Annotated in this window: 4 protein-coding genes; 1 reads left to right on the top strand and 3 read right to left on the bottom strand. The window is 36.1% G+C overall.

Annotation, left to right across the window (positions count from 1 at the left end):
- Positions 1-14: 14 nt before the first annotated feature.
- The 3 genes from RLO81_RS08155 to RLO81_RS08145 are packed head-to-tail and all read right to left on the bottom strand — an operon-like array spanning position 15 to position 3,565.
- The gene (locus tag RLO81_RS08155; protein WP_350109868.1) at positions 15-893 is read right to left on the bottom strand and encodes a hypothetical protein; all 879 of its coding nucleotides are present in this window, start codon (positions 891-893) and stop codon (positions 15-17) included.
- The gene (locus tag RLO81_RS08150; RefSeq protein ID WP_350109865.1) at positions 893-1,630 is read right to left on the bottom strand and encodes an AAA family ATPase; all 738 of its coding nucleotides are present in this window, start codon (positions 1,628-1,630) and stop codon (positions 893-895) included. Before RLO81_RS08150 ends, RLO81_RS08155 begins: the two co-directional genes overlap by 1 nt.
- Positions 1,631-1,639: 9 nt before the next feature.
- Positions 1,640-3,565: a transposase family protein gene (locus tag RLO81_RS08145; RefSeq protein WP_350109862.1), complete on the bottom strand. Its 1,926-nt coding sequence runs from the start codon at positions 3,563-3,565 to the stop codon at positions 1,640-1,642.
- A gap of 170 nt (positions 3,566-3,735) precedes the next feature.
- Here RLO81_RS08145 and RLO81_RS08140 point away from each other — a divergent pair, with 170 nt between their 5' ends.
- The gene (locus RLO81_RS08140) at positions 3,736-4,155 is read left to right on the top strand and encodes a helix-turn-helix domain-containing protein (RefSeq protein WP_350109859.1); all 420 of its coding nucleotides are present in this window, start codon (positions 3,736-3,738) and stop codon (positions 4,153-4,155) included.
- Positions 4,156-4,230: the final 75 nt, after the last annotated feature.

The raw sequence follows: 4,230 nt of genomic DNA, 5'->3' as shown, positions 1-4,230 counted from the left end.
TGAACCTTCAAGGCTTAGATCTTCTCCATAATCTCTTCGTGCGTCCAATCACACCTCTGGTCAAATTGTCGATCTGAGAGCAAATTTTCCTTGTCACTTTCTAGATCTGAAAACATCTGAACAACCTCATATTTTCGATTGTATTCTGGTCGGTTATGAAGGTATTGAATAATGGAGTAAGCATTGTCCCATATCTGTTTGGTAAAGGAGATTCTAATCTGGAAGTGCGCAAAAAGGTGATTCAAGCAATTAATTATGTTCTCGACGGGATAGTGGTAGATTTCCTGAAAGAATAGATCTTCACCACCATTTGATCTCGATAAATGGTCGATATTGTAAAGAAATGAGTAGCTTCTTGGAGATATATTTTCATTGGAAACTATCTTATCTACATAGTTCCATGTTAAACTTAGAATGGGAATTTTATCCCAACGATAATCACATAAGCAGTTAAGTCCGCAATAAATAATTAATTCAATCAGGAAATTCCTGTCAACACTTGATATCCTCTTATGATTGACTTCAAAAGCAATATGATCCAGCTTTTCTTTTAGATATCCCAAATCAGTTATCATGTATTGATTTCCAGTGTATGGTGACTCTATTGCTCTTTTGAAAACTTCATATTTTTTTGGGTAAGAAAAATTGAAAAGTTCCAAGTTCCATGCCTTAAATAAGCCAAGATACATTTCAAAGATTAGGTCAAGGTCTTCATTTGGCGTTTTATCAAGAATTCTGAAAATGGGTTTGAGATGTTTCTCTTTCAGGTTTTTATTCCATGAAAAGTAGTCCGGATTACTCAATATATCTGAAGGAAGTTTGCCATACCTTCTTTTACTTATGGCTTTGATGTCACCACTTACGGGACAGATAATTAAGAAAATATCTTTCATTAAATCTTAAAACGACCGTCTTTATAATCATCAATTAGGATCTGCAGGACGCGAAGATCTGGAGCTACTTTATAGAAATGATTAATCTCGGAATCAAGCACAATACCTCTTGATTTGCAAATCTTTTTGATGTCATTGTATGTATGCACTTTCAGAACTTTTCTCCTACTTCCAATTCTTGATAGGAGTTCATTTATTCCTCTGGTTTTAAATTTTTGCCAACGGAGTAGGTCAGCCATGAGTGAAGGAGGTCCAGCTAGTACCATTCCAGCGTTGAATTGAACTTCATCCCATATTTGCCGAACGTAGGAGATATACCGCTTGTCCAGGTTGCCAAACTCATCAATTAGAATCAAATCCAAATCATTCCTTTCATTGATTATATTTATTGATTGATCCATGAGGTGAAAGATGTGCGGGTTTTTGAATACTTCTTTCTTATTGTACTGGTTCAGTATATCAACCTCCGTCAGAAATCTACTATAGAAATGTCTGGCTGGTTCTCCTCTACCTACTTTTATATAAATTGAAGATTCGATTTGCGAGCTGATCTTTTTAAGTGTGGTTGTCTTCCCGTAACCATTTTCACCGATAAGAAGTACCAAAGCTTTTTTTTCTCTGGCGAACTCTACCCAATCTTCAATGAGAAGGTAATTTGAGGTTGGAACGATAATTGGTCTTTTTACCGATGGGAAATCCTGAATTTTGCTAATCGGTTTGGTTTTGGTTGTTTCCATAGGGCATCTTTAAAATTCATACTCAGGAAAAGGTTGCTCGTCTATTACTTTGTTTCTATCGATTTTCTCACCTTCAAGCACATATTGATTGATAAAGGATTCAAAATTTTCATTTACATCATCCTTACTTTCCTCATAGTACATGCTAACTATGGGATCATTGGATTTTAGTATGTGCAGCTCTTTTTGGTTGGCCTTATACAATGAGTTTGTATGTGTCCTTAGGGATTTGTTTTGCTTGATCTTCCCATACTTTCTCGGATCATTTTCATGATAGAACTCTTTCTTATACACCTTCTCAATGAACTGATCCCCATCAAACAAGAATACGTAATCATCAATTTTCGAATTATAGTAAGTATCAACTGCTGTCATATTGTATTTGACTCTGTTGTCATTATCCTCAAGTGCATATTCAAACCTTCCGAAATTGATTTTTGACCTTTCGACTTTACGTGTAACTTTTGACCAACAGACTCGAGCAATTTGATCCTGTGATATGGATTTGGCATCCAATATCTCACCAGAGTTAAACTTCTGTTGTGGTGATGCTGCTTTCCCGACTCTTGTATTCCATTGGTGAATTAACCTGGCAGCAAAAGAGATAAGTTCGGATCGAGATTTTAAAGAGTTCTTATTTTTATAGAGGTACTTGATTCTATCCTTATTGATTTTGTGATCATCAGATTTTGCAGTAATCCCTAAGCCTATGTAGTCAAAGTAATTTCTAGCGATTTGAATGTGGAAATTGCGAAAGAAATTCTCGACGGTTCCTTTGGCATTGGGGTAATCCGGAAGATGCTCCCTCCATAGGGTCCCAAATAGTTTATTGGTATCCTTCTTAAACTTGCTGAAGCGATCAGAGGTATGAGCTGATGATTTATCTGTAATGATGCATGCTGGCACAAAATGATGTATATCAAGAGCCATGAAGTAGGCTTCCAATGCCATATCGGTTGTCTCCTCTTCTTCTAGGCTAAAGCCTATGATTGTTGACGAGTATATATCGATGATTACATAGAGCTTAAGAAACTTAACCTTACCGTCCTCACTTAAATATGGAATTTGAAACCTACTTCCATCAGCCTCAACTACCTGCATTTTATAATTTGGCTTTTGTCTTCTTATGTAGGGTTCCAAGTGTTTTTTAAAAAAATCATATCCGTATCTTTTTTCTGATGTAATATTTTTGACCTCTTGCGAGATATGATTTAGAAGGGTTGAATATTTAATGCGTTTGTGAGTTGGTGAGCATTTGTTGATTTCCTTCAGTATTTCAGTCTTTAACAGCCCCTTTCCCATAAGGTCGACGATTTTACAAAGATGCCATTCATCTACCTTCCTTATAGCGGGATTTCCTTTACCAACAGCTTTATGAATAACAGATTCAGCGAAGTTGTCTGATTGTCGGAGTTCTCTGAATTTTCTTCTAAATGATTCAGGAGTTGAGTAGTAGTTGTAACCCAGGTGAATGAAGGACTTATAGATTTTTAAGATTACGGATCGTTTGCACTTGAGTTCTATGTAAATCTCTAAAGCCTTTAATAATACCGCATGTTTCTGTGCGTAAAACTTTTGCCTTTCTTCAGTTTTTACCAAAGTGAAATGACTAAGGAAATCTTTGTACTCTTTTTCATGAGCAACTTTGAGGGCTACCAAGTGTCTTTTATCAAGGAGTCTGTTAGGAATGTTGTTAACAGACACCTTAAGCTTACAATTATTCAACAGATGATCTGTTATTCTTTTAGGTAAGTAGTCGGAATAAAAGTAGATCACATTATTTACCGAGAATTGGTCACATTTCCACTCCTTTGATCTTCCTGTTTCAAAGTCATTTACTCCCTGGGTAATGACATGCTCTGGGATTTTATTTCTCCTGAGGAAATCTATAGATACGCGAGAGCCAGCAGAAATATCAATTGTTTGTGGTATCATAAGAGGGCTGATTATAATGGTTATAGAATTTAAAGAAAATGCGCAACGGGATGCGCATTTAGCCTCTTTTGGTCAATAATTAGACTTAATTAGCCAAATAAAGAATCAAGTCCAACTTAATTTATCGAGAAATGAGATATCTTGACATATTGGCAATTCTTTGTTGACAAATGAGCAAGAAATTGACAGGAAAACAAGAAATCGATTGGATAGCTGTTGGCGCTCGAATAATTTTCGAGAGAACCAAAAAGAGAATTTCTCAATCAGAATTGGCAGAGAATATTTGTGTGCATCCCTCGGCATTATCAAAATATGAAAGAGGTCAAAGAGAGATTCCTGTTATGGCTTGCCTTAGATTATCGAGAGCGTTAAATATCACACTCAACCAACTTTTAGAACTTCCAGATCACGAAAGAAATTACAGCCCAATAGGAGACAAGATTGCAAGAAGGGTTTCAGAGTGGAATTTGGAGTGGCAGGAGGACATTAACAAAGTAGTTCACTTATATGAACTTATTCATGATGCATCAGAAAGCTCCAATTTAAAATCCGTTGAATTGCAGTCAATTCGTGAGGTACTTAGACCTTAAGTAATTCATCAAGACTAATACTCAATGATTTGCATATCCTGGAGATTGTTTAGTACTCCCTATTCTTTAGACCAC

The sequence above is a fragment of the Fulvivirga sp. genome (genome assembly GCF_040220315.1).
GTDB lineage: Bacteria > Bacteroidota > Bacteroidia > Cytophagales > Cyclobacteriaceae > Fulvivirga.
Note: the sequence above shows the minus strand (reverse complement) of the source record. Positions and strands in the feature narration are given on the sequence as shown.

Bases quoted from the DNA above. Each gene is read 5' to 3' on its own strand.
- RLO81_RS08145 (WP_350109862.1), bottom strand. From the start codon at position 3,565: ATGATACCACAAACAATTGATATTTCTGCTGGCTCTCGCGTATCTATA.
- RLO81_RS08140 (WP_350109859.1), top strand. From the start codon at position 3,736: ATGAGCAAGAAATTGACAGGAAAACAAGAAATCGATTGGATAGCTGTT.
- RLO81_RS08150 (WP_350109865.1), bottom strand. From the start codon at position 1,630: ATGGAAACAACCAAAACCAAACCGATTAGCAAAATTCAGGATTTCCCA.
- RLO81_RS08155 (WP_350109868.1), bottom strand. From the start codon at position 893: ATGAAAGATATTTTCTTAATTATCTGTCCCGTAAGTGGTGACATCAAA.